Raw genomic sequence first — 22,406 nt, forward strand, 5'->3', positions numbered from 1 at the left:
CGGGACGACCGGACAGGTTATTCCGCAGCCTAACAGTTAGGCGGGATAAGAACTTGAGAACGAACACGGACAACAAACTTGCCTACGTGCTGATGAGTCCCGTATTGCTTTACTTGCTTGCCGTAATGGTCGTGCCGTTCGGCTGGGCTCTATACCTCAGCTTCACGAACAAGGTCGTAGGAGTAGAGGCGACGTTCATCGGCTTGGGCAACTATATCGACTTGGTCAAAGATTCGCTGTTCTGGAAAGCGGTGTGGAATACGGTCGTATTTACGCTTGTGGCTGTTATCGGCAAAACCGTATTCGGCATGATCATGGCGCTGGTCCTGAATGAGAAGATCGTATTCCGGAACGTTTTCCGGGTATTGCTGTTTCTGCCGTGGACGATTCCTACGATCGTTTCCGTCTTTACTTGGCAATGGATATATTCCGATGTGGGCGGCGTGCTGAACTTCCTGCTGCTGAAAGCTCATCTGATCTCGCAGCCGGTTGGCTGGCTGGCCAGTCCGGACCTTGCGATGTTTTCGGTTATTTTGGTCAACGTATGGCGCGGCATACCGTTTATGGGGATCGCCATCTTGGCCGGTCTGCAGACGCTGTCCAAGGAAATGTACGAAGCGGCGATGCTGGACGGAGCCGGGGCATTCAAACGTTTTATTTACATGACGCTGCCTTCGGTCAAGGAAGTAACGGTGCTCGCTGCCGTCATGACCACGATCTGGACCCTGAACGATTTCGAGATTATATGGCTGTTGACGCGCGGAGGTCCTTCCAACGGCACTCAAGTGCTGTCCACGCTGAGCTACACGATCGGATTTTTGAATATGAGTCTGGGTAAAGCGATCGCCATTGCGATCCTGACGATGCCTCCGTTGATCATGCTGATCAACTTCGTCACGAAGCGTTCGCTTTCATCGAATGAGTAGGTGATGACGCATGGAACATAAATCGATCGCGAACCGGATAGTCGTCTATGCCACATTGGCCGTTTTGTTACTATTCGCTTTGTTCCCGCTGTATTGGATGTTCAATACGTCGTTCAAATCGAATGCCGAAATCTATAATATGACGCCGTCGTTCTGGCCGAAGCAGTTTACTTGGTCGGCGTACGTCAAGCTCTTGACGGAGAAAGATTTTCTGCTCAATGTGAAGAACAGTCTCCTCGTATCCATAATCGTGGCGTTTGCTTCGATCGTCGTCAGCATGCTGGCGGCTTATGCGATCGCCAAGCTGAAGTTCCGCGGCAGAAGCGTAGTTTCAAGAGGGATTCTATATGCCTATTTGATGCCGCGAGCCGTATTGTTTATCCCGTTGTATATGCTCGTTTCCTTGATCGGCCTGAACAATTCGATTTACGGTCTGATGCTTATTTATCCGACCATTACGATTCCTTATGCCACTTGGATGCTCATCTCGTATTTCAAATCGATCCCGGTAGAGATCGAGGAGGCGGCCATGATCGACGGCTGCAGCCGGGCGCGTACGATGCTCAACATTATTTTTCCGCTGGCCGCCCCGGGAGTCGCCGCCACATTCATCTTTGCCTTTACTTTGTGCTGGAGCGAATACTTGTATGCGCTGGTCGTGGTGACGAAAGGCTCCGACAAAACGCTTACGCTCGGCTTGTCGGATATGATCGTGGGAGACGTATTCGCTTGGGGCCCGCTGATGGGCGGTTCCATTCTCGCTTCCATTCCGGTCGTCATCATGTACCTGTTCACTTCTAAATATATGGTTAGCGGCATGACCGTAGGAGGAGTCAAATAATGAGCGGATTGAAAAAAGTGCTGGTTACGGCGACCAATTATTCGCTGCTGTGCGCGGAAGCGAAGCGGCTGCTCGAGGAGGGCGGCTGCGAAATTATCGAGAACCGGGTCGGCAGACCGCATACGTTCGAGGAGCTTGTTCCGCTGGTAGGGGACATTGACGGAGTCGTCGCCGGAGTGGATACATGGGACGAAGAGGTGTTCAAGCTGGCGCCCAAGCTCAAAGCGATCGCCCGCTTCGGCGTCGGCGTGGACAATATCGATTTGGCGAAAGCAAAGGAATACGGCGTACGGGTTACGAACGTGCCCGGAGGAAACGCGAACGCGGTGGCGGAGTTGACCGTAGGGCTGCTGCTGTCGCTCATTCGCAGCCTTCCGGCCTTGCATCAATCGGCCAGACGGGGCTATTGGGACCGCCGCGTAGGCGAGGAACTGGCCGGCAAGACGGTCGGCCTGCTCGGCTTCGGCAATATCGCCCAAATGGTGGCCAAAAAACTGAAAGGCTTCGACGTCTCGATTATCGCGTACGATAAATATCCGAATGCGGCCAAGGCCGAGGAGCTCGGAGTCGAGCTCGTTGCCTCCGACGAGGTACTGGCGCGCGGCGATATCGTCAGCATGCATTTGCCGAGTCTGAAAGAGACGCGTCATATGATGAATGACGAGCAATTCGCCAAGATGAAGCCCGGCGCTTATTTCATCAACACCGCAAGGGGAGCGCTCGTCGACGAGAGGGCGCTGTATCGCGCGCTGGAGAAGCGTACGATTGCGGGAGCCGCGATCGATGTGTACGAGACGGAGCCCGTATCCGCGGACAACCCGTTGTTTCAGCTGGACAACATTATTACGACGCCGCACACGGCAGCCGAAACGGCGGAAACGTACCATAGGGTAGGTCTTGTTACGGCGCAAGCTCTGCTGGATGTGTTCGCGGGCAAGGAACCGGCCAATCCGGTTTGATCGCAGACCGTACGACGAGCGGACGAAGGAGGAAGCTCCGGATGAAAGGCATGCAGGTCAATCTGGGACGCGCAAGCTTCGCGAGCGATAACGAGGTGCGGCTTCCGCGAATGGTTCCGGTTGTGCAAAAATTTGCCTCCGGCGGGTTGGACCCGGAACGGATCGAACGGATGATCGGCGACGAGTTTGCCAAGACTTCGATTCGCGGCAAAATCCGTCCCGGAATGCGCATTGCAGTCGGAGTCGGCAGCAGAGGGATCGAGAACATCTCCCGCATCGTAAGAGCTACCGTAATGGAGTTGAAGGAGCTGGGGGCGGAGCCGTTCATTATTCCGGCGATGGGAAGCCACGGCGGAGCTACCGCGGAAGGCCAAGCGCGGCTGCTTGGCGGGTATGGCATAACCGAGCATGAGATAGGCGCTCCGATCAGGTCGTCGATGGATACGGTCCGTTTGGGCAGCGTGCTTGACGGGGTGGAGGTGCACTTCGACCGGATCGCCTGCGAGCAGGCCGACGGCATTGTCGCGGTAGCGCGTATCAAGCCGCATACGGATTTCAAAGCGCCGATCGAAAGCGGCATACTGAAAATGCTCGGCATCGGCTTCGGGAAGCATAAAGGTGCCTCTTATTTGCACCGGTTCGGCATGGACCGATTCGGAGCGTTGCTGCCCGAGGTCGGAAAGCTGGTCATGGAGCGAACGCCTTTTCTGTTCGGCGTAGGTATCGTCGAGGATGCGTACCATCGGACGGCGCATATTGAAGCCGTACCCGGCGAGAGCCTCCCATGGCGGGAGGAAGAGCTGCTGACCGAGGCAAAACGGCTGATGCCCCGCTTTTGGCTGGACGATATCGATGTGCTGGTCGTGGACGAAATCGGCAAAAACATTAGCGGCAGCGGGATGGACCCGAACGTTATCGGCCGCTCCGGATCGAGCAGATCGTTCGGAGACGGACCCGCGATCGGCAAAATCGTGGTGAGAGGTCTTACTCCGGAAACGAAAGGAAGCGCGGTCGGCATCGGCATCGCCGATTTTACGACGCGCCAAGTCGTGGAGCGAATCGATTTCGCGGCGATGTATACGAATGTCATAACCGCAATGGACATTTCCGGCGGCAAGCTGCCGATCATCATGCATAATGACCGGGAGGCGATCTCCGCAGCGATGTACATGGCGGGAAGACGCGAGCCGGGGCAAGCGAGAGTCGTGCGCATCCGGAATACGCTGTCCTTGCAGGACATACTGATTTCCGAGAATATGATGCCCGAGGCGGAAGCCCATCCGATGCTGGAGACGAACGGTTCTCTCCTGGAGTGGCGGTTTGACGAATCGGGAAATGTCAAGGATGGATTCGGGAAAGACGAGTGACGAAGCCATGCATTGCCGTTGTCGGCAGGCATGAGCGCAGAGCTGTCGGCCGACGAGACGACAGATCGAGACGCACCGAAACCAATTGATCGAATAGATGAGGAGAGAACGGATCATGAAGCATTTATACGGCGTCACCACAGCTATGGTTACCCCATTTCGTCAAGACGGGACTATCGATTATGACAAAGTGGAGCAGTTGACCGAGTTCCTGATCTCGAAGGGCGTACATTGCCTGTATCCGCTCGGTACGACGGGCGAAATGCTGCGGTTGTCCGTGGCGGAACGCAAATCCGTTGCCGAGACGGTCGTCCGCAAAGCGGCAGGCCGAGTTACCGTATTTATCCACGTCGGAGCGATGACGCAGAACGACACGGTAGAGTTGGCCCGGCATGCGAGCGAGATCGGCGCGGACGGCATCGGAGTCGTCACCCCGGCTTTCTTCGGGGCGAACGACAGGGAACTGGAGCAATATTTCGTAACCGTCGCATCGAGCGTGCCCGAGAGATTCCCGGTCTATTTGTACAACATTCCGCAGTGTGCGGCGAATGATCTGAAGACCGAGGTTGCGGAGAAGGTGGCGGCGAGATGCGGCAACGTGATCGGCATCAAATACAGCTATCCAGACTTTTTGCGCACGAATGAGTATTTGAACATCAAGGGCGGCGATTTCTCCGTCATGCAAGGGTCCGACCGCCTGTTTCTGGCTGCCTTGGCGATGGGCTGCGAAGGCGTCATCTCCGGCGTCTCCTGCGTATATCCGGAGCCGTTCGTAGCGGTTTATAACGCGTACCTGGAGAAGGATCTGGAGAAAGCGAGAAGGTTGCAGCGCATCGCGATCCAATATTGCGAGACGCTTAAAAGCGGCAGCAACATGTCCTATTTCAAGGAAGCGCTCAAGCTGAGAGGCATCGATGCGGGATACATGAGGGCGCCGCAGCTCGACCTGCCGGAAGAGGACATCGCCGATCTGAAGCGCAAGCTGGAGGAGCTGAACGCGGTAACCCGTTATGCCTGATTCGTCGGCCGACTATTTCAGTTTGTTTTGCAGCTCCTCGATTTTTAATTTGGACACGTGGGCATATTTGCTCGTGTTCGGGAAATAGGCGAGATACGTCTGATTTCGGGCAAGGACGCAATAAATTTTCGTTATGTTTACAATGTACGACCGGTGTGACAAAAAAAATAAATGATCCGGCAGCTGCTGAAGCATTTCGCCGATATTGTCATTCGTCACATACTCGTTGGCGGCCGTGTATATATGGCATTTCTTGCCAATTTTTTCGATAAATAAAATATCTTTGACGGGGATGAAGTAATAGTCGTTGCCCTCCCTGATGATGAGACGCTTCTCGAATTCGACGGTGCCCGGCAGAGCTTGTCCGGGCTCCGTTCTTCTTCTTATTTTATTGATTTTCTCGAGTGCGGAGTATAGCCTTCCCTTCTCGACGGGCTTCATGACATAATCGACGGCGCATAGCTCGAACGCCTGGACCGCGTATTCTTCATCGCTTGTCACGAAAATAAACAATAGGTCGCTGATGATTTTCAAGCAGGCGCGGATCGCCTCCAAGCCGTTCAGCTTCGGCATGCGAATATCCAGCAGGATAGCGTCCGGCCTGGACTTCATGACCGAATCGATCAGCTCCTCGCCGTTTCTGCACGTATCCACGATATGGAAATCGGGCAATTGCCCGATATAATGCCGCAATATATTCAGTTCGTCCTCGTTGTCGTCGGCGAGAACGATCCGAGTTTTCATTTTGCCACCCATGCCGGCTTCCTCCTTCCTTATATCGAGAGAGGTATCGGAAATCCCTCGACGGCTGCCCCGTTTTGTTCGTGCCCAACGCCGACATAGCCCCCATTATTGCTATAAACGATTTTACGGGAGCCAACCCGATTCCGGTACCGATCACACCGCAGCCGGCATCGCCGAACGGGTGCGGGCTCCTTCATTCATTTACTATTTCATAGGCTGTATGACGTAACAAGGAACCACTGAAAAGTATATAGGAATCCGATAGGAAAGAAAGGCTTACCCGTCGGCAGGAAGGGGGCGTGAAGGCGAGAAAGTCCGTCAACGGACGGTGTACGATGCCGAAATGTGCCATTTGAGGCGCGAGATATCCATATATGCGCTTGTAATCTCGCGTGTGGGTTCGACAAAAAGAGGCAACGGTCGTATAATGACTTGTATATAGTTCGAAAGTACTATAGATGAGCGGAAACATTGAATAGGGTTGCTCAACGATAACGGCAAACCTTTCGAAAGAAAGGGACGCAAAGCTATGGGTCTACGGAGTGTTCTCTAAGATCGCCAGGCTACCGAATTGGGTGTTTATTTACGGCATCCTTTTTGGGTGCCGTTTTTTGTTCGGAACGCTTTTTTTCCTGGATACCGGCTCATTTCCCGCACTGATCATAATACATAATCCATAGGAGCGTCGCGGTTGTATGCATGGGGAGGTGTCGCAATGAGCAAGCATATGACGGAAGACGAGTTGACGCAGCTGATCGGACAATTGAATATGGACGAGCTGGAGTCCGTCTCGACATCGGCCACGAGAAGCGATTTCTCCAGACGGAACGGCTCGATCCGAATCAAGGATCAATCGATTATCGTTCAGGACCCCGAGAACGGCGGTGATTTGCCTCTGATTCGTTCCGTCGAGCCGGTGCGCCTGTATGTGAACGACGAGATCGTCACGGCCGAAACGGCCGTCAGCTCCGCAGACCGCATCCGTTGGGAAGTTGAAGAGAAGCCGTTGTTCGAAATCGAAGTGTCGGCGGACAAGCTCTACGCCTATTTTCAGCTTATGTCGAAGGAACGCTATGCTTGGCGTCTCCTCGATTCGATGCCGGTAAATGCGATCTCGATCGTCGCGGAGGAAGACGACTCCATCGTGCTGGAGTCCGTACATCTGAGCGAAGTCGTCGCAGCGCTGGAGCAGAGATCGATCATGTTCCAGCTCGATATTGCGGCCATCCAGCACGAGGTGCAGCAGCCGACGTATCGACCCGTTGTCGTCGCCAGAGGCAAGGCGGTTATTCCGGGGGAGGACGCGCAACTGGACCTTTATTTTGCCGAACAAGTGGAGAGCCATTTTTTCGAGGTCGGGGGCTCGGTCGATTTCCGCAATCATCTGCACATTCCGTCCGTAAAGAGGGGCGAGGTGATCGCCAAAAAAATTCCGCCGGTTCAAGGCATTCCCGGCTTCGATGTGTACGGAAACATAGTAATTCCTCCGCCTCCCAAAGACATCATGATCGTCGTCAAATCTTCCGTGGAATTGACCCCCGAGGGCGAAATTGTCGCCTTGAAGGAAGGCAGGCCGCGGATTACGGGCGAGAAGATCAAAACGTTCGATATTTCCACGTCCTACATCGTCTCCGGCAACGTGGACATCGAAACCGGCAATATCGTATTCTCCGGAGACGTCATCGTGTACGGCGACGTAACCGACAATATGATTATCGAATCGCTCGGCAACGTATACGTCTACGGCAGCGTATATAACGGAACGATCACGGCGACCGGCAGCATCTTCGTAAGGGAGAATGTGATCGGCAGCAAGCTGTATTCGGGATACTTCGGCGTCATGTTCAACCGGCTGTACCATTCCTCGAAGCTGCTGAGCGAGCTGTTCGGGAAGCTGCTGGCCGCTTGCAGAATGCTCGAACAGGCACTCCGGTCCAAGCGGCAGCAAGCGATCCGGTTCGGACAAATCGTACTGCTGCTGATGGAGAGCAAATTCAAGGAAATCCCGGCGACGATCAAGGATTTGCTGGTCGTGATCGCCAACATTCAGCATCTGAAGCGGGAGCAGTACCAGAAGCTGAAGCAAATGTCCGAATTTTTCCTGCAGCCGACGAAATTGCCGGAAGCCGCGTCCTACAATATCTTGCAAAGCTATCTCGCGCTTCTTCAAGACACGCATCAGGAAGTGGCCCGCATGCAGGAAGAAAAGGTGGAAATTCGTCTGAACCAATGCCACAAGAGCGAGCTGAAATCGAACGGAGATATCGTGATCCAACGGGAGGGCGTCCTGCTGAGCGACCTGTATTCCGCCGGCAATATCCAGTTCGTATGGGAATATGCGGTATGCCGGGGAGGCAGGCTCGAAGCCGGGGGAAGCATCTCCGCCCAGATTATCGGCGGCGAGACGGGAGCGAGCACGATTCTGAAAGCGGCAAGGCTAATCCGGATCAAGAAAATGTATTCGGGCCGGGTATGCGTCGGCAAGTATTGCACGGACATATTCGAAATGATCGAAAACAAGACGTTCGACGGTGGAAGCTTCAGGCAGAAAGTCTGATTACGGACGAAATCGTCTCGACGCGGGCGAGGGACAGGCGGCGGATTATGAGTGGAGGAGGCGGTGATTGCGTGCAAGAGCGTCGCACCGGTCCGTACCGATACGTAGGCTATCGGCTTAACAAAAATATGTACAATCGCGCGGGCGTTCTGATCGTACCCGTCCATACCGTGCTGGCTTCGAAGGACGTCGAGCTGCTCGTCCGCCAACAGGTCAGGCTGAGAGACGAAGACGTCGAGCGATTGCCGGTTCTCGACCTTATCGAGACGGCGATCCGCGAGGTCAAGTCCGCCTTCGATAAGATCCGTCATTCGGAGCGGGTGCCTCTCGATCGCTTCCATGAGAAAATCATTCCGATTATTGTAAAAATGAGCGAGCACCCGGATTTGAATCTCATCTTCGCTTTGTTGGAGCGCAAGGACGAATATACATACAGACATAGCATCGGAGTCGCGCTTATCGCCAAACTGATCGGCAAAGCCAAAGAGCTGCCCGCCCAGGAGCTGCTGGAATTGACGAGCGCGGCTTTTCTTCACGATATCGGGAAGGTGAAAATTCCCGACGACATTTTGAATAAGGCGGGCAAACTGACGCCTAACGAGTTCGAGTTGATTCAAAATCATACGATATACGGCTACGAGCTGCTGAAGCATGTCTCGGGTATCCCGCACCGACATGCGCTTGTCGCGCTTCAGCATCATGAACGCGAGGACGGCAGCGGCTATCCGGGAGGCTTGACGGGGGAGGCGATCGATTGCCACAGCAAAATAGTAGCCGTAGCCGACGTATTTCACGCGATGATCTCCAAACGAGTCTATAAAAACCCGGTGCCGTTCTACAAAGTGCTCGTGGAGATGTCGGAGAACGCGTACGGCACTCTCGAGCCGTCGACTACGTTATGTTTTTTGAAGCGGATCATGGACATGCTGATCGGCAATCGGGTCGTGCTGTCGAACGGAGATGTCGGCAAAATTGTAATGATTCATGCCGCCGACCCGATCCATCCGCTAGTCGAAGTCGATGGAACGTATGTCGACTTGAGCAAAGTTCGAACGTTGCATTTGGAGCGCGTCATTTGATGCCGAATGGGGACTCTGTCGTACGGGACGTTTTTGTCGTTACGGTTGAAGACGAAAACGAATATGTGCTAAAATCAGCACAGTAAACGCCGGGTCGTGAATCGCCGGTTGCTCAATGAACGAAGCATCGGCAGGAAAGGAGGCGTACGGGCGGAGACCGGTTGTTTCCATCCGAGGGGGTTGCAAACTATTGGGTTCGCATGTCATGCCGCACAATAAAGCGCTGCGGGTCTCGCTTTCTTTTATGACCGCACTGATCGGCGGTTTCCTGTTCGAATGGCTGCAAATCCCCATTCCGTGGCTGCTCGGTCCTATGATCGCCGTCTTGATCGGTTCCCAAATATGGAAAAGAAGCTACGAGTGGCCGACGCCGGTCCGAAACGCGGGAATGATTATCGTCGGTTACACGATCGGTTTATCGATGACGGCCGCCGCGCTGCGGGAAATGTCCCGTCAGCTGCCATCCATGCTGTTGATGACCTTGCTGCTGCTGCTCTTGTGCGTCGGAATCGCTTTTATCGTTTCGAAGCTGACGGATACCGGCTTCAAGACGGCGCTGCTGGGGAGCATACCGGGCGGATTGACGCAGGTAATCGCATTGGCGGAGGAAACCGAGGGAGTCCATTTCACCGTCGTGACCGTCACGCAGGTCATTCGGCTGATGATGATCGTAATAAGCGTTCCTCTCCTTATATTCAGTCCGGTATTCGGTGAGGCTCACGGCATTGTGCCGGACGTTATTCCCCAGTCGGACGCGATTGCCGATTGGAGCGGGTTGTTTCCTGCTATTTTCATTTTCGCTCTGGTCAGTGTAGGGTGTGCCGTGGCAGGGAACAAAATCCGCTTTCCGACCGCTTTTTTTCTCGGTCCGGCGATCGGTACGGCTGTTGTTCAGCTGGTCGGCCTGGATGGGCCGGCTCTTCCCCCGACGCTTATTAACGCCGCCCAGCTAATGATCGGCACGTATGTAGGATTGCTGCTGAAGCCGAACTTGCTGACGCGCAAGCTGCGGACGATATCGCTTGCAATCGGCAGCGGACTGCTGCTTATCCTGGGGGCATGCGGCTTGAGCTTTGTGCTGACCAAGCTTCACCCGGTAACCATGTCGACCGGCTTGTTAAGTCTCGCCCCCGGCGGTATGGACCAGATGGGCATAATCGCCCACGAGATCCATGCGGATTTATCGATAGTGGCCGGGTATCAACTATTCCGGACCTTTTTCATTTTTTTCGCGGTGCCGCCTCTGCTTAGAATGGTATTCCAGAACGGTCGCAGAGGGCGACCTGCGTCGAATAAACAAGTCGATTAATTTCATTCCGTCATTCCGTCCGCTTGCGGCTGCATAGCGGATTTTTTGTATGCCGCCACTTGCATTCGATATACGTATGCGATATATTGCATATAATAATAGAAATCATAAGGATGATGACCATGCCGGTACCCCCCAATTTTTCTTCGCCGATTCGGATGTCCGCCAAAGAACGGGCGCTGTCGCAAATTCAAAGATGGATTATCGAAGGGACGCTTCACCCGGGCGAAAAGTTGATCGATGCCGAATTGGCAGAGTCGTTGGCCGTGAGCAGAACCCCGATACGCGAAGCTTTTCAGCTGCTGGAGGTTCAGGGGCTCGTATCGATGCATCCCGGGAAGGAAACGAGAGTAACGAGCATCGAGAAGGACGATATTTTAAACATGTACCCGACTCTCGGAGCGCTTCATGCCCTGGCGTCCGAATATTCGGCGCGGCTTATTTTGCCGGAGGAGATCGAAACGTTGAAGGAATTGAACGCGCAGTTCGCCCAAGCGATCGAGAACGGGCAGCCGTATCAGGCGATGGAGCTGGACGAGCAGTTCCACAACCTGATCGTAGATTTGTCGGACAATCCGTATATCGCTTCATTCAGCGCCTCGCTGCAAATCCATATCCGCAGGTTCAAGTACGTTTTCTTGAAGCAGCAGCTTACCGCGACGCTGGCCTCGGCGGAAGAGCACGCGGCTATCATACGGGCGTTCGAAAACCGCGACCCGGAAACGGCGTCGGCCATGATGAAACAAAACTTGATCAGACCGATGCACGAGCTGTATGCATTAATTTAATAACGGGAGGGACGAAAGAAAATGGCTGAAGGCAAAGATTTGAGAATTCGCAGCAAAGTGATCAGCGAGGGCGTGAATCGGGTGCCCAACCGTGCGATGCTGCGGGCGGTCGGATTTCGGGACGAGGACTTCAAGAAGCCGATGATCGGCGTAGCCAGTACATGGAGCGAGGTGACTCCGTGCAACATTCATATTAACGATTTGGCCGTCGAAGCGAAAAATGGGATTCGGCAGCACGGCGGAGCGCCGCTCATCTTCAATACGATCACGGTATCGGACGGAATCTCGATGGGGCATGCCGGCATGACGTATTCGCTACCGAGTCGCGAAGCGATAGCCGACTCGATCGAGATCGTTACGAACGCTGAACGTTTCGACGGCTTGGTCGCCATTGGCGGATGCGATAAAAACACCCCGGCCTGCTTGATGGCGATCGGCCGCATGAACTTGCCGTCGGTCTACGTATATGGCGGGACGATCCAACCCGGCAAGCTGGATGGCAAGCAGGTGGATATTGTCAGCGCTTTTGAGGCGGTCGGTCAATATCACGACGGTAAAATTTCGGATGAGCAGCTGCACAAGGTCGAATGCAGCGCTTGTCCGAGTGCGTGGGCTTGCGGGGGGATGTACACGGCCAATACGATGGCGTCAGCCGCCGAAGCTATGGGAATGAGTCTGCCCGGCTCCTCCTCGACCCCGGCCATTTCTCCCCATAAGGCCGTCGAGTGCGCAGAAGCGGGCAAGACGGTGGTCGGGCTGCTCGAGAAAGGCATTTACCCGCGGGATATTATGACCAAGAAAGCATTCGAGAATGCAATAACGGTTGTCATGGCTCTCGGCGGATCCACCAATGCCTTTCTGCACCTGATCGCGATTGCCCATTCGGTCGAGGTAGAGCTGACTTATGACGATTTCGAGAGAATCCGGGCGAAGGTGCCTCATATAGCCGATCTCAAGCCGAGCGGAAAGTATGCGATGCAGGATCTCAACGATATCGGCGGCGTCCCGGGCGTAATGAAGCTGCTGCTCGATCAAGGGCTGCTCCATGGAGATTGCATGACCGTTACCGGTCAAACGTTGGCCGAAAATTTGGCGGAGGCGAGGCCGTTGCATGAACAACAGGATATAATCAGACCGTTCGACAGCCCGTTGAAACCGACCGGACCGCTGGTCGTCCTGAAAGGGAACTTGGCGCCGGAAGGGGCCATCGCCAAAATGTCGGGTATGAAAAAGCTGCGGTTTACCGGTCCCGCGAAAGTGTACGATAGCGAGGAAGCGGCAACCGAGGCGATTCTGAACAATGAAATCAAGAAGGGGGATGTGCTGGTTATCCGCTACTGCGGCCCGAAGGGCGGGCCGGGCATGCCCGAGATGTTGTCCGTGACGGCGCTGATCGTCGGAAAAGGGCTGGGCGGCGAAGTGGCGCTCATTACCGACGGACGATTCTCCGGCGGCTCTCACGGCTTCGTAGTCGGACACGTTGCGCCGGAAGCGCAAGTGGGCGGACCGATCGCGCTTCTCGACAACGGAGACAGCGTCACGATCGATAGCGAAACCCAGGAAATTTCTTTCCGGGTCACGGAGGAAGAAATGGAGAAGCGAATCCGGGCTTGGAGTCGGCCGCCGTTGAAGGTGACTGCAGGGGTTCTGGCCAAATATGCGCGATTAGTATCGTCCGCCTCCAAAGGCGCCGTTACCGACTTGTTCGAGTAGACCTTTTCGGAGCATGAGGCATAAGGCAGTACAATCATTAGGCAAGTCAAGGAACGTGGCCGAATCGGCTGCGTTTTTTGTTGAAATGGAACATGTATATTCAGCGGAGAGCTTCGCGGTCCTGGCTTATAAACTCCAGCAGGATGTGCATGCGCATGTACTGCGCGTTTTTTCGAACTGTCAGTTATGGTATACTGTTTATCAGGTAAACAGTTTATCGGACGATCATTTTGCGGAGCAGCGACGAAGCATTCAAGGGAGCTAGCTATGGAGGGACATGGAATCATGCAGAACGGCGATCGCCTTGATCACGAGGCGTTGGAAAATTTCCCTAACGGAGCAAAGCTCAGCTGGGGAATAGTGAAACAGCCGAAGAGAGGCCCGAAGGGCGAACTGAGCATCAAAAAAATCGTCGAAGCGGCAATTGCAATAGCCGATAAGGACGGGCTATCCGCTGTCTCGATGAACCGGGTTGCGGGATCGTTGGGATTTACGACCATGTCCCTCTATCGATATATTTCCAGCAAGGACGATCTTATGCTGCTTATGCAGGATGCCGTATGCGAGATGGCGATTCCTCCGGAGAAGGCGGAGCCGGATTGGCGCGAAGAGATGAGGGAGTACGTGAGGGTATGCATTGAAGTTTTTTGCAAGCATCCCTGGTTTGGCGACATTCCGATTATGGGTATTCCGGTAACGCCGAATAATTTGCAGATTGTCGACTGGGTGCTTAGACCCATGCGCAGCTTTCCCCTTAACGATTACGAAAAAATGTCGATTGTCCTTCTGCTGAGCAGCTACTCGCGGTCAACCGGGATGATCCAACGGGACATGCTTCGGGCTATACAGGCGGGAGGAAGTGCGAATACCTTTAGCGGATTGAACTATAGCGCGGCTCTCAAGCACTTGGTCAAACCGGAGCGTTTTCCGAATCTGCATCCGATCGTGATGTCCGGCGCATACACGGGGGAGAATGAGAGCGAGAATACGGTAGGTAATGATTTCGATTTCGGTCTGGAGCGGATTCTTGACGGCATTCAGCATTATCTTGACTTGAAGCAAGCACAACAGTCGGATAAGATAGGAAGATTAGATTTTTGAATTAAAAAGAACAATGGTTCGGCAATTGCCGAACCATTGTTCTTTTTTCTGTATGATTCCGGCTATCGGCGCGCATTCCGATGAAAGGCCATGAAGCTCCAGGCGATGGCGACTAGAAGGATGGCCATACACCAACCGATTGCCCACCAAGCGTTATTATGGATCGATGTACCGGTCAGAAGTCCGCGAATCGTTTCGATGACCGGCGTGATCGGCTGATGATTCGCTACTCCTTGCAGCCAGCTTGGCATCGTGTTCGTCGGGACAAAGGCGCTGGATAGATAGGGGAGGAATAACAAGATGAACCCGTATCCGCTGGCTGCGGACGGACTGCCCGTAACCAAACCAATGGCAGCGAATAGCCAGGTGAATGTAAGAATAAACAGAATAATGACGCCTAAAGCCGCTATCCACTCCAGCGCACTGGCGGTCGGCCGGAAACCGACGAGCAGCGCGAGTCCGATAACGACCGCGGTTGCCAGCAGATTGCGGGCAAGGCTTGCGAAAACATGACCCGTGACAACGCTCATGCTTTGGATCGGCATGGTGCGAAACCGATCGATAATGCCGTTCGTCATGTCTTGAGCGACATCGACCGCCGTGCTGGCAGAACCGAAACCGGCACAGAGCAAAATGATTCCGGGAACGACGTAGTTCACATAGTTGCCGCTCGGATCGATTGCTCCGCCAAATACATAGGTGAAGAGCAGCATGAGCATGACGGGAAGCATAATGGCCATGATCAATGCCTCGGTGTTTCGCAAGCTAAGCCGGATGCTGCGCCCGATAAAGACGGCATTCGTCGTGCCGAAGGAGGCGGTCTTGGACATAGAACCGGGAGTCGTCATGATAAGGATCTCTCCATTTCCTTTGTAGTGAGGGCGAGAAACACGTCATCCATGCTCGGTTTCCGGATGCTTACCCGCAGATCCTGCGGAACCATGGAGGCCAACTCATTAAGCGTTTGTCTGATGTCCAGCATACTTCCCGTGGTCGATACCGTTCGGATCAAGTCGTCGTTTCCGTTTCTTAATTCGATGACTTCGTCACCCACACGCGACTTCAATTCCTTGGCAGTTCCGGTCGCGACGACGTGTCCGTCGTCTATTACAGTGATGATATCGGCCAATTGATCCGCTTCCTCCAAATACTGGGTCGTTAGAAATACGGTGATGCCTTGATCTTTCAGTCGATTGATGATTTCCCACAGGGAGCGCCGGCTAATGGTATCAAGACCCGTCGTCGGTTCATCCAGGAACAGGACAGGCCGACTGGTCACGAGGCTGATGGCGATATCGAGCCGTCGGCGCATTCCGCCCGAATAAGTTTTGACACGTTTCTTGGCCGCGGCATCGAGGTCGAAATAGTGAAGCAGTTCCTCGGTTCGAGCTCGAGATTCCGCAGACGTAAGACCGGAAAGTCTGCAAATCATCCGCAGATTCTCTTCGGCGGTCAGTACGTCGTCGACAGCCGCAAATTGTCCGGTAAGGCTGATGGACCGTTTTACCATGTTCTTGTCGGAAACTACATCGTACCCCGCTACCCTCACGGATCCTTCGTCCGGAGCGACCAACGTGGACAATATGTGGATCAGCGTAGTTTTTCCGGCGCCGTTTGGTCCGAGAAGCGCATAAACCGTGCCCGCTGGAACAGCGAGATCAATACCGTCAAGCACGATCTGCGCGCCGAATCTTTTACGCAGTCCTTTAACTTCAATGGCGAGCTCACCCATGTTTGTCATCCCTCCGTTTCAAAACTGTGTTCTACATAAACAGTATATATAGTACACTGTTATTTCACAACCAAAAAATTGCGAACAAACTAAAATTTTAAAAGTTATTGGTGGATGCCAACGAGACGATTTATCGGGTAACGATCGCTCCCATTATGAGAGGGGGGCGGATTCCTGCAACACGTCCAATTATATTCTTGATCGGCGTGCTGCATGCTTAAGACAACTACAGGCTCGAAAACAAACGAATTCAAATCGCTTTTTTTGATTAAAGTGGGGAATGAAGATTCAACAATGAAAAATGAAAAAAGAGGTTCATCTGTAGTACAATCAGGGTACAAACCTTGGGCTGCACGCGGAAAGGACTGCTTGACAAACGATGGGGAAGGCCGACAATATGCTGGCTATTTTGTGGCTGCTGAAATCGCGAAGAAGAATGACGGCCAAACAGCTGTCGGACGAATTGGAAATCCATATCCGAACGGTGTATCGGTGCATCGATGGGCTGTGCATCAGCGGGGTGCCGATCGTTTCGGAGACGGGTCGCGACGGAGGCTACTATATTCCGGATTCCGTCAAGCTGGAGCCGCTTTTTTTTGATGTCGACGAGCAGAAGGCGCTTCTCCAAGCGGCTGCTTTCGCCAGAGAAGCGAGTTATCCGGACGGAGAAGCGCTCGAACGGGCTGTTTCCAAAATAAAGCGATATACGAATCCGCAGCAGTTGGAACGGTTGGAGCGTCAGGAGACGAGTCTCGAGGTCATCCACCCGTCATCGGATCCGTCGCTGATGTCCGCGCTTGCGCTGATCGAGAACGGTATCGAGCTGCAATCAAGTATCGAAATCGAATACCGGAGCGGATATGACGGCCCCTCCAATGAGCGCACTATAGATCCGTATGGACTCGTCCATTGGAAAAGCAAATGGTACACCGTCGGCTACTGTCGATTGCGCGGCGAAATACGAAGCTTCCGCGTCGATCGGATGAGCCGTATCCGGCTCAAGGATGCCGTGTTCGAGCGGCCGCCGCATTTTTCCGCCCGGGAGTTTTTACTGGGCAGCTTGCTGCCGGGAACGGACGCCGAACAGCAGGATCAGATGATTTCGGTGCTCGTTCAAGGAACCCCCCAGGCATTGGACGATTTATGCCGGCATTGGTTGCTGGGTCATGCTCTCGTAGAGCGGACTGCGGACCGGGCACTTTTCAAGCTGGACGAGCAGCGGCTTTACACGCATACGCCGTATTATTTGCTCTCCTTCGGCGGGAAAATCCGTGTGCTGGAGCCTGAGGAGCTGAAGGCCCATATGATCGACATCACTTCGTCTCTTCTCGATTATTATCGATCGTGAATCGTAAACACTGACCTTCTTTGTCAGTGTTTTTACTTTATAATGAGTGCAAAAGGTTAACGTATAGGAGGAGACGGGTTGGCGGGCGCTATGTTCAAACAAGCGGTGAAAGAGGCTACAGGCGGCACTTGGGAAGAGTGGATCATAGAGCTGGACAAGACGGTGGGACGGCTGTGGTCCCATGAACAAGTCAAGGAGCATATACGCGGACATTATCGGACTTCGGACGAGTGGAGCGAATGGATCGCAATTATGTACGGTCAATTGATGGGCCGAGTACCCGTCGGAGTATCCAAGGATGCCGGCGTACAAATCGGCGTTCGAAAAACGTTGAGCGTAGCGAAAGAGGCGATATGGTCATTCCTTCTCACGCCTGAAGGATTGTCCATGTGGATCGGGGACGTCCCTTCATTTCCGTTGCGGGTAGGTTACGAATACGAATCGAAGGAAGGCGTCTCCGGCAAGATTACGGTGGTCGAGCCATTGCGGAAATTGCGCATGACCTGGAAGCGTCCGGAGTGGGATAAGCCGTCCCGGCTGCAATTGTATGTGTTGTCCACGAATTCCGGAAAAACGACTGTCGCGATCCATCAGGAAATGCTGGAAGACGTCTACATGAGAGAAGTGATGCGGCGGTTCTGGGACGACATGTTGAATCAAATGAAGAAGCGGATGGAGGTCTAGCGATGAACAAATTCAGCCATATCGATCTGAGAGTGAACGATTGGGACATTTGCTTCCCTGAATGGTTATTATTATAATAACGATGATCCAACAAAAATATCCATTAAAAAGGAGATTGCAAATGTCGGTCGACGTTTATTTGAACTTTAATGGAAATTGTCGAGAAGCCGTTACCTATTACGCACAAGTTTTCGGAACGCAAGAGCCCAGATTGATGTCTTTTGGGGACGCGCCGCCCAACCCGGGTTACGAGCTTCCCGAGGAAGCGAAAAGCTTGATCATGCACTCCCGGCTATCCATCTTTGGAAGCAATGTCATGTTTTCCGACGTGTTTCCGGGCATGCCCTTCGTCTTAGGGAACAATATCAGTCTGGCGATCGTAGTAGACGACCTGGACGCTCTCCAATCCGCTTTCGATAAGCTCAGAGAGGGCGGGAATGTCGGCATGGAGCTTCAAGAAACGTTCTGGAGCAAGCGCTACGGCAGCTTGACGGACAAGTTCGGCGTGCAATGGCAATTCAACTTCGGCACGGGTGAATGGTGATCATCCGTTCGGCCTCTTGTAAAAACGGCAGCGATGCCGTTTTTTATCGTTTTGATTGAAAACGTTCTCATATGCCTCATGCCATTTACCGAGCCGACGGGGAGGAGCCGCAAATGAAGTCGGTTTTTGAACAATGGAGCGTCAGTCCGCTCGTGCCGTATATGCGTCAGGCGGACTTTGCGGTGCGATATCCGTATAAGCACGGGGAACGGCGATTGCTCGACTATTTGCTCATCTATGTGCAGGAGGGGAGCTTTCACCTTCATGTGGAAGGTAAGGAATACAAGCTGCGAAACGGAGATTTCGGCCTGGTGCAGCCCGGCGATCTGCATGCGTTCGAAGGGGCGACGAATACGATAACGCCTTTCGCCCATCTGGATTTGTTTTACAACCCGCAGCGTCAGGACAGCTTTCCGACGAAGCCGGGGCAGGTGGCGCTGGGGGATTACGCGCATCTGATGCAGCCCAGGCTAAACGATTACGACGACGTGCAAGTTCCGGTTCAGTTTTATCCGTCGGATGCGACGCATTTTCGCGATACGTTTCTTCGGGCGATCGCCCTATGGATGGAGCAGACGCCACTGGCGCGGCTCGAAGTCCAGCAGTTAATGACGGAGGTTGTGCTCATGCTGCTGCAAAGCTACGGCAAAGGCGGACACGCTCCGGCGGATGCGGGACAATTGAATTGGGTTACATCCTACTGCTCCTTGCGCTTGTCCGAGCGATTGACCGTGGAGCAGCTGGCGCATCAGGCCAAGCTGTCGCCGTCCCGGTTTACGGCTCGATTCCGGCAAACGTTCGGTCAATCCCCCTATCAGTACGTGCTCCGCATGCGCGTGCAGCATGCCAGGGAGTTGCTCGCCGGCTCGACGAGTACGCTGCCGCAAATCGCCGACTTGTGCGGATTTACCGACATCCATCATTTCTCCAAAGCGTTCAAGAAAAGCACAGGCGTAACTCCGGGATCGTACCGCCATGAGCATCAGCGTCAGTCGTACTAAGGCTCGTTCCAGCTTGAAACGCAGTCGGAATGTACAAAAACACGACGGCTTTTCACAAAGAAATACATGTTCGCTCCTGCTACAATCGGATTAGATCGCAGCAGAAATTGCTGCAAATATGCCGAAGCGAGGTCATGAGCGCATGGAGAAGAGCTTACCGACAGGGGCATCCGGAGGCTTGCCCGATCTGAACGACAGCTATGCGGTGGCGCGGGAGCAGGCGGAGAGCTACCGCGAGAACGGACATATCGTACTGCGTCAGGTGGCAAGCGCGCAAGAAATCGCCGCATACCGGCCGGCCATTGCGGACTTTGTGCGCAAGCAAAATACCCATTCGAAGCCGCTGCACGAACGGGATACGTATGGAAAGGCGTTTATCCAGATCGGCAATTTATGGACGAAGGACGATGCGTCGAGAGCATTCGTGCTTGCCCGTAGGTTCGCCCGGATCGCCGCAGACTTGATGGGGGTCGACGGAGTCCGCATCTATCACGATCAGGCGTTGTTCAAGGAGCCGGGCGGCGGACATACGCCATGGCATCAGGATCAAATCTATTGGCCGCTCGATACGCCGAATATGATTACGATGTGGATGCCGCTCGTGCCCGTTTCCGAAGAAGTGGGCTCGATGACGTTCGCATCCGGCTCGCATAAGCTCGGATATATAAGCAAGGCGGTCATCTCGGACGAGTCTCACCGAACGCTTGGAGCGTATATCGAGAGCAAAGGGCTGGAGAAGGCGAACTACGGGGCGCTGTCCGCGGGCGACGCCACCTTCCATGCGGGCTGGACGCTGCACGCGGCTCCCGGCAATCCGACGGAGACGATGCGCGAGGTCATGACGATCATCTATTTCGCGGACGGGGTCAAGGTGGCCGAACCGGATTCCAATGCGAGACGGAACGATCTGGAGGCGTGGTTTCCGGGGCTGAAGCCGGGGGATACGGCGGCCAGCCGCCTGAATCCGCTGGTCTTCTCGCGATATTAATCAAGGAACGATACGATTCAGAACGGCTGCCGCTTCGGCCCGGCTGATCGAATGGTCGGGGCGGAACGTACCGTCCTCGTAGCCGTTGAACAGGCCGGCTTTTACGGCTGCCCGGATCACGCCGCCCGCCCAATGATCGACCGTCACGTCCCGGAAGGAGACAGAGGCGGAGTCTCCGGTATCGAGCACCTCGCTGCGTGTCACGATAGCCGCGATCTCGGCCCGGCTGATCGGTTTGTCCGGACGGAAGCTGGAGTCCGGATATCCGTCGACGATACCGTATTCTATCGCCGTGACGATGTGCGTTTTGTATTTGGATTTGGCGATGTCTTTCCATTCCGCGCCGGAATCGTTGGATAGAAACAGCTGCTTCGCCTTGACCAAATAAGCGACGAATTCGGCTCTTGTAATCGGCTGATCCGGCTTGTACAGCAAGCTGCCGTTAACGGTGTACCCGTCGACGGCTTGTTTGCGTTGCAGAGCCGTTATCGCCGCTTCCGCCCAATGACCGGCTATATCCGAGAAATCGGTCGGGATGCCGTTCAAGGACAATACATATTTGACGATGGCCTCGTATTCCTCTTCGCGAAGCGAACCCGGAGCGTTCTCTGGCATTTTCTCGCTGATGAAGGCGAATGCTCGATCATAAGCGCCGTATCTTTTCTTGAACCGGTCGTTCACAAGCGCGGGATTGCGGCCGATACCCGCTCCGTCCGTCGCGTGGCATGCCATACAGTTTTGCTTGTAAAGCTCCTCTCCGGATAACGCCTCGACGGCCGCAGTCGGATTCGAACCGGTTTGGGCGGAGGATGCCTGATCCTGGGTATAGAGGAGCGAAACCGCCGAGAACGCGGCGATCGAGAGTGCTGCTGACAGCATCCATCTACCGTTTCGGGAAGAAGGGAAACGCATGGAACGTACCGCCTTTCGTGTCGTCGGATAAGGTGGCGACAGTATAGCACGAAAATATGACGTTCTTATGACGGGACGCGCTTAGCGTTATGGCAAGCAAAAAACCGGCCTTGGGAGGCCGGCTTTGGAGGTTGGCTCAAAACGGGAACGCATCGTTATCGGCTTGAGTTTCCTTCGCCTTTTTGTTTTCTTTCCCTTTATGGTCTTTGCCTTTATGTTCCTTGCCTTTGTGGTCTTTGCCTTTATGCCAGTCTTTCCAATCCTTGTTGTTGACCAGCATTTTGATATGCTCGGGCAGTCTTTCCTTAATACGGTCCGCTTTCTCCTGCGTCCATTTGCCCGATTTGACCGCTTCGTCGATTTTTTGCAGGCGAATGGCGAGCAGGCGATTGATCAGATCGGCCTCTTGGATGCCTTTCGTGCCGGCGACTTCGACAATGCTTTTGCCGCCTTCGAGCTGCTTCATCAGCTCGCCCTTGTCGATGCCGATGATCGCGGCCGCGTCCTCGATCAGGAAAAATCCTTTGTGCCGTTCCTTTTCGTCCTTCGCTGCCGAGGACGGTCCCGCATCGGGAACGGTTTGTCTCGCCTCGGGAGATTCAGGGTGGCGCACGGAAGCATGGGCTTGCAGGCCGGGAGCGGAAAAGAAAATAGTCCCCGACATGCCGAGGACGAAGGTGCCGAGTGCGAGCCGCTTGAGCGTATTTCGGGTGTTCATGGAACATCACCTTTCCTTTCATCTATATTCGCCGTTAGTTTGTTCCAAACTTTGGAGAATCATACGGGAAAGGAGGC

General features: G+C 54.1%; 21 protein-coding genes and 1 riboswitch. Of the genes, 16 read left to right on the forward strand and 5 right to left on the reverse strand.

Annotated elements, in window-relative coordinates; genetic code table 11:
* Positions 1 to 53 precede the first annotated feature (53 nt).
* From FE784_RS06095 to FE784_RS06115, 5 genes are all read left to right on the forward strand, one after another.
* Entirely contained in the window at positions 54 to 926 is an 873-nt protein-coding gene (locus FE784_RS06095; protein ID WP_246131924.1) for a carbohydrate ABC transporter permease, read from the forward strand.
* Positions 927 to 936: 10 nt separating this feature from the next.
* Positions 937 to 1,767 carry a carbohydrate ABC transporter permease gene (locus FE784_RS06100; protein ID WP_139601252.1) on the forward strand — a complete coding sequence of 277 codons (831 nt, stop codon included), beginning with the start codon at positions 937 to 939 and terminating at the stop codon, positions 1,765 to 1,767.
* Positions 1,767 to 2,726, forward strand: coding sequence for a phosphoglycerate dehydrogenase (locus FE784_RS06105; protein WP_139601253.1), 960 nt, complete (start codon positions 1,767 to 1,769; stop codon positions 2,724 to 2,726). Before FE784_RS06100 ends, FE784_RS06105 begins: the two co-directional genes overlap by 1 nt.
* 41 nt (positions 2,727 to 2,767) lie before the next feature.
* Positions 2,768 to 4,093 (forward strand): nickel pincer cofactor-dependent isomerase, group 22, encoded by a 1,326-nt coding sequence (locus FE784_RS06110; protein WP_139601254.1) that lies wholly within the window; start codon positions 2,768 to 2,770, stop codon positions 4,091 to 4,093.
* 115 nt (positions 4,094 to 4,208) lie between these two features.
* Positions 4,209 to 5,111 (forward strand): dihydrodipicolinate synthase family protein, encoded by a 903-nt coding sequence (locus FE784_RS06115; RefSeq protein WP_139601255.1) that lies wholly within the window; start codon positions 4,209 to 4,211, stop codon positions 5,109 to 5,111.
* Positions 5,112 to 5,123: 12 nt separating this feature from the next.
* Here the strand turns inward: FE784_RS06115 and FE784_RS06120 are convergent, their stop codons facing one another.
* The gene (locus FE784_RS06120) at positions 5,124 to 5,867 is read right to left on the reverse strand and encodes a LytR/AlgR family response regulator transcription factor (protein ID WP_246131925.1); all 744 of its coding nucleotides are present in this window, start codon (positions 5,865 to 5,867) and stop codon (positions 5,124 to 5,126) included.
* A gap of 474 nt (positions 5,868 to 6,341) precedes the next feature.
* Positions 6,342 to 6,426: riboswitch (cyclic di-GMP riboswitch) on the forward strand.
* 144 nt (positions 6,427 to 6,570) lie between these two features.
* Between FE784_RS06120 and FE784_RS06125 the strand changes: the two genes are divergently transcribed.
* The 6 genes from FE784_RS06125 to FE784_RS06150 all read left to right on the forward strand — a co-directional run bounded on the left by FE784_RS06125 (position 6,571) and on the right by FE784_RS06150 (position 14,402).
* Positions 6,571 to 8,412: a FapA family protein gene (locus FE784_RS06125; protein ID WP_139601256.1), complete on the forward strand. Its 1,842-nt coding sequence runs from the start codon at positions 6,571 to 6,573 to the stop codon at positions 8,410 to 8,412.
* Positions 8,413 to 8,483: 71 nt separating this feature from the next.
* The gene (locus FE784_RS06130) at positions 8,484 to 9,491 is read left to right on the forward strand and encodes an HD-GYP domain-containing protein (RefSeq protein WP_176705996.1); all 1,008 of its coding nucleotides are present in this window, start codon (positions 8,484 to 8,486) and stop codon (positions 9,489 to 9,491) included.
* A 190-nt stretch (positions 9,492 to 9,681) separates the two neighbouring features.
* On the forward strand, positions 9,682 to 10,800 hold the full coding sequence (locus FE784_RS06135) for an AbrB family transcriptional regulator (protein WP_246131926.1): 1,119 nt from the start codon (positions 9,682 to 9,684) through the stop codon (positions 10,798 to 10,800).
* Positions 10,801 to 10,922: 122 nt separating this feature from the next.
* Entirely contained in the window at positions 10,923 to 11,588 is a 666-nt protein-coding gene (locus FE784_RS06140) for a GntR family transcriptional regulator (protein WP_139601258.1), read from the forward strand.
* A gap of 21 nt (positions 11,589 to 11,609) precedes the next feature.
* Positions 11,610 to 13,301, forward strand: a complete 1,692-nt coding sequence (gene ilvD / locus FE784_RS06145) for a dihydroxy-acid dehydratase (RefSeq protein WP_139601259.1) — start codon at positions 11,610 to 11,612, stop codon at positions 13,299 to 13,301.
* A gap of 285 nt (positions 13,302 to 13,586) precedes the next feature.
* Complete coding sequence (locus tag FE784_RS06150; RefSeq protein WP_139601260.1) at positions 13,587 to 14,402, forward strand: TetR/AcrR family transcriptional regulator; 816 nt, start codon at positions 13,587 to 13,589, stop codon at positions 14,400 to 14,402.
* Positions 14,403 to 14,464: 62 nt separating this feature from the next.
* Here FE784_RS06150 and FE784_RS06155 read toward each other — a convergent pair whose 3' ends face one another.
* Both FE784_RS06155 and FE784_RS06160 read right to left on the reverse strand, forming a co-directional pair.
* Entirely contained in the window at positions 14,465 to 15,250 is a 786-nt protein-coding gene (locus FE784_RS06155; protein WP_139601261.1) for an ABC transporter permease, read from the reverse strand.
* Complete coding sequence (locus FE784_RS06160) at positions 15,247 to 16,134, reverse strand: ATP-binding cassette domain-containing protein (RefSeq protein ID WP_139601262.1); 888 nt, start codon at positions 16,132 to 16,134, stop codon at positions 15,247 to 15,249. The genes FE784_RS06155 and FE784_RS06160 overlap by 4 nt, the downstream gene beginning before the upstream one ends.
* A 379-nt stretch (positions 16,135 to 16,513) precedes the next feature.
* Between FE784_RS06160 and FE784_RS06165 the strand changes: the two genes are divergently transcribed.
* The 5 genes from FE784_RS06165 to FE784_RS06185 all read left to right on the forward strand — a co-directional run bounded on the left by FE784_RS06165 (position 16,514) and on the right by FE784_RS06185 (position 20,699).
* Complete coding sequence (locus tag FE784_RS06165; protein ID WP_139601263.1) at positions 16,514 to 17,482, forward strand: helix-turn-helix transcriptional regulator; 969 nt, start codon at positions 16,514 to 16,516, stop codon at positions 17,480 to 17,482.
* A 78-nt stretch (positions 17,483 to 17,560) separates the two neighbouring features.
* Positions 17,561 to 18,166 carry an SRPBCC family protein gene (locus tag FE784_RS06170; RefSeq protein ID WP_139601264.1) on the forward strand — a complete coding sequence of 202 codons (606 nt, stop codon included), beginning with the start codon at positions 17,561 to 17,563 and terminating at the stop codon, positions 18,164 to 18,166.
* A gap of 121 nt (positions 18,167 to 18,287) precedes the next feature.
* The gene (locus FE784_RS06175) at positions 18,288 to 18,710 is read left to right on the forward strand and encodes a VOC family protein (RefSeq protein ID WP_139601265.1); all 423 of its coding nucleotides are present in this window, start codon (positions 18,288 to 18,290) and stop codon (positions 18,708 to 18,710) included.
* Positions 18,711 to 18,823: 113 nt separating this feature from the next.
* Positions 18,824 to 19,711 carry an AraC family transcriptional regulator gene (locus FE784_RS06180; protein WP_176705998.1) on the forward strand — a complete coding sequence of 296 codons (888 nt, stop codon included), beginning with the start codon at positions 18,824 to 18,826 and terminating at the stop codon, positions 19,709 to 19,711.
* Positions 19,712 to 19,853: 142 nt separating this feature from the next.
* A complete protein-coding gene (locus FE784_RS06185) occupies positions 19,854 to 20,699 on the forward strand; it encodes a phytanoyl-CoA dioxygenase family protein (RefSeq protein ID WP_139601267.1) in 846 nt (281 codons plus the stop codon).
* Here FE784_RS06185 and FE784_RS06190 read toward each other — a convergent pair whose 3' ends face one another.
* Together FE784_RS06190 and FE784_RS06195 are read right to left on the reverse strand one after the other, a co-directional pair.
* The gene (locus tag FE784_RS06190) at positions 20,700 to 21,611 is read right to left on the reverse strand and encodes a c-type cytochrome (protein ID WP_139601268.1); all 912 of its coding nucleotides are present in this window, start codon (positions 21,609 to 21,611) and stop codon (positions 20,700 to 20,702) included. It lies immediately after the preceding gene.
* A gap of 136 nt (positions 21,612 to 21,747) precedes the next feature.
* Positions 21,748 to 22,329: a hypothetical protein gene (locus FE784_RS06195; protein WP_139601269.1), complete on the reverse strand. Its 582-nt coding sequence runs from the start codon at positions 22,327 to 22,329 to the stop codon at positions 21,748 to 21,750.
* Between the last annotated feature and the right edge of the window lie 77 nt (positions 22,330 to 22,406).

Source organism: Paenibacillus hemerocallicola (genome assembly GCF_006265175.1).
Classification (GTDB): Bacteria; Bacillota; Bacilli; order Paenibacillales; family NBRC-103111; genus Paenibacillus_AB; species Paenibacillus_AB hemerocallicola.

Excerpts from the sequence above, each read along its gene's own strand:
- FE784_RS06100 (WP_139601252.1), top strand. The coding sequence starts at position 937 with ATGGAACATAAATCGATCGCGAACCGGATAGTCGTCTATGCCACATTG.
- FE784_RS06105 (WP_139601253.1), top strand. The coding sequence starts at position 1,767 with ATGAGCGGATTGAAAAAAGTGCTGGTTACGGCGACCAATTATTCGCTG.
- FE784_RS06110 (WP_139601254.1), top strand. The coding sequence starts at position 2,768 with ATGAAAGGCATGCAGGTCAATCTGGGACGCGCAAGCTTCGCGAGCGAT.
- FE784_RS06115 (WP_139601255.1), top strand. The coding sequence starts at position 4,209 with ATGAAGCATTTATACGGCGTCACCACAGCTATGGTTACCCCATTTCGT.
- FE784_RS06120 (WP_246131925.1), bottom strand. The coding sequence starts at position 5,867 with ATGGGTGGCAAAATGAAAACTCGGATCGTTCTCGCCGACGACAACGAG.
- FE784_RS06125 (WP_139601256.1), top strand. The coding sequence starts at position 6,571 with ATGAGCAAGCATATGACGGAAGACGAGTTGACGCAGCTGATCGGACAA.
- FE784_RS06140 (WP_139601258.1), top strand. The coding sequence starts at position 10,923 with ATGCCGGTACCCCCCAATTTTTCTTCGCCGATTCGGATGTCCGCCAAA.
- ilvD (WP_139601259.1), top strand. The coding sequence starts at position 11,610 with ATGGCTGAAGGCAAAGATTTGAGAATTCGCAGCAAAGTGATCAGCGAG.
- FE784_RS06150 (WP_139601260.1), top strand. The coding sequence starts at position 13,587 with ATGCAGAACGGCGATCGCCTTGATCACGAGGCGTTGGAAAATTTCCCT.
- FE784_RS06155 (WP_139601261.1), bottom strand. The coding sequence starts at position 15,250 with ATGACGACTCCCGGTTCTATGTCCAAGACCGCCTCCTTCGGCACGACG.
- FE784_RS06160 (WP_139601262.1), bottom strand. The coding sequence starts at position 16,134 with ATGGGTGAGCTCGCCATTGAAGTTAAAGGACTGCGTAAAAGATTCGGC.
- FE784_RS06165 (WP_139601263.1), top strand. The coding sequence starts at position 16,514 with ATGGGGAAGGCCGACAATATGCTGGCTATTTTGTGGCTGCTGAAATCG.
- FE784_RS06175 (WP_139601265.1), top strand. The coding sequence starts at position 18,288 with ATGTCGGTCGACGTTTATTTGAACTTTAATGGAAATTGTCGAGAAGCC.
- FE784_RS06180 (WP_176705998.1), top strand. The coding sequence starts at position 18,824 with ATGAAGTCGGTTTTTGAACAATGGAGCGTCAGTCCGCTCGTGCCGTAT.
- FE784_RS06185 (WP_139601267.1), top strand. The coding sequence starts at position 19,854 with ATGGAGAAGAGCTTACCGACAGGGGCATCCGGAGGCTTGCCCGATCTG.
- FE784_RS06190 (WP_139601268.1), bottom strand. The coding sequence starts at position 21,611 with ATGCGTTTCCCTTCTTCCCGAAACGGTAGATGGATGCTGTCAGCAGCA.
- FE784_RS06195 (WP_139601269.1), bottom strand. The coding sequence starts at position 22,329 with ATGAACACCCGAAATACGCTCAAGCGGCTCGCACTCGGCACCTTCGTC.